Annotated in this window: 2 protein-coding genes and 1 pseudogene; all 3 read left to right on the forward strand. The window is 38.7% G+C overall.

Going from position 1 to position 2,086, the window contains the following annotated elements; translation table 11 throughout:
* A partial coding sequence (locus tag OQ279_RS18715; protein ID WP_266071384.1) for an HNH endonuclease family protein occupies nucleotides 1-250 on the forward strand: 250 nt, incomplete at its 5' end.
* 53 nt (nucleotides 251-303) lie between these two features.
* Nucleotides 304-765, forward strand: a complete 462-nt coding sequence (locus OQ279_RS18720; RefSeq protein WP_066448289.1) for an SMI1/KNR4 family protein — start codon at nucleotides 304-306, stop codon at nucleotides 763-765.
* A 639-nt stretch (nucleotides 766-1,404) separates the two neighbouring features.
* Nucleotides 1,405-2,086, forward strand: a pseudogene (locus OQ279_RS18725) (IS110 family transposase); the annotation flags it as partial.

Here is a 2,086-nt window from a genome sequence, read left to right on the forward strand (position 1 = left end):
GTCTTTTGTGCAATCAGATCAAATTTGGAATCTAGTACTATCCTGTAATAAATGCAACACTTCAAAAAGTGACAAACTGCCAAAAAGAGATTATCTTGAATTCATTATTGAGCGGAATCATGAGCTGAATGACAAGAAAGAAGATCAAGTGGTAACAAACTGGATGGAGAATTATAAATCGAAAAAAATGATCATGCTTTATGATTATTCGATTAAGAATGGATTTGATACGATTTGGACTCCATCATAATAAGTAAATACCCAGAACCAATACAATAAAATGGACTATTAGGAGCAGGAAATATGATAAGAAATGTATGGAGTGACCGGAATGAAAGCTTGCCAGCGTTAACACCTAAAAAGGTGCAGGAAGCAGAAGTTAAACTAGGAGTAAAATTGCCGAAATCTTATATTGAACTATGCAGCATTCAAAATGGCGGCTATCTGGAGTATGATGCCTTTCCGACACTTGTTCCAACAAGCTGGGCTGACGATCATGTTTCAGTTGATCACATTAGAGGCGTTAATGAAGATGGGATTCTGGACAACCAATACTATATAGACGAATGGGGACTTCCAAATCATATCGTTCTGTTATGCGGAGACGGCCATTCATGGGTTGCGCTGGATTATAGAGAAACAAAAGAAAATCCACCAATTATATACGTAGATGCAGAATACACAGATGAAATATTTATACTTGAACTCGCCTCTGATTTTGAATCATTGATTAATGGTTTATTTATTTATGAAGACAATGAGTAAATACAAAAAGAGGCTGGGACAAAACGAAATTAATATTTCTAAAACACGAATATTCAATATCTTAGTTTCGGTATTTAATCAAGACCGTTCCATTGCGCTGCGGACCCTCGCTTTCCGCGGGGAGCAAGCTGAGCCTCCTCGTCACTTCGTTCCTGCGGGGTCTCACCCTTTGCTCTGCAGCCCGCAGGAGTCGAGGGCCCTCCGCTCCATTTCACTCATGTAAATAAAATATATTTTATAATTATAAATAAAAAAACGAATGATTAGAAAGATGACCTTCCTTACCATTCGGTCCAATAGGTGTGTTAGTTACTTATGTCCCAGCCTCTTACTTCTTTTTTCAATAAGCGCGCCATATTGTTGAAGACCGTTATTGAACTAAAGCACCCGTTCGTATTATAAGGTCAGCCAGAGAAACCTGGTTGACTATTTTTTATTCAATTTATAGATTGATAGTAGCCGGGGTAGAACGGAAGCACCCGTGGGACTTGATCCCGACAACTAAACTGTTCGCCCTCTACTTGTTAACACATGATTAGGCTGGTTGGGACATGATGATCCCGTATAACAAGCGAAGATATGAATGACAAGCTAGATAGAGGTTACCGGTCAATCCACTACACTAGGAGGAGATAATTTATGAATCCAGTTGTTGGTCTGGATGTAGCTAAAGGTGAAAGTCAGGTTCAAATGTTCTTGGATAAAAAAATACCCTATAAAAACAGTGTGAAAGTTGAACATACGGTGGATGGTTTAAAAGAGTTATACTCTTATTTACTAGATTTAGAGCATCAAACAGGGATGAAACCACCAGTTGTCTTGGAATCAACGGGTCACTATCATGCCCCAGTTGTACAGTTTTTAGAAGCAAGAGAGTACATTGTCATTATCGTAAATCCATTGGTATCTTACCGAGCAAAAAGTTCTAGTTTAAGAAAAACCAAAACAGATGCCATTGATGCTTATCACTTAGGCGAACTGTATTACAAAGAGGATTTAGAGCCGCAGAAAAAGCGTGGTGTTCAGTTATTAAACCTTCGGTATCTGACAAGACAACATGAAAATATGACGGGAATTATGGTTCAAACAAAGCTTCAATTTCAATCTGTGTTAGATCAAGTATTTCCAGAGTATAAAGGCGTTTTTGGCGATCTGTATGCCGAGAACTTTACAAACTTTCCCTACCTCGGAGACTGTCTTAAAAGCTTGTGTGGAGGAAATTGCACAATTTATTGATAGGCATTGTAAAGCACGATCGTTTAATTGGGCGCTTGAAAAAGCAGAGGGATTAATCGCAGCCGCAGAACGCAACCCATATCAG

Source organism: Salinimicrobium profundisediminis (assembly GCF_026241755.1).
Classification (GTDB): domain Bacteria; phylum Bacteroidota; class Bacteroidia; order Flavobacteriales; family Flavobacteriaceae; genus Salinimicrobium; species Salinimicrobium profundisediminis.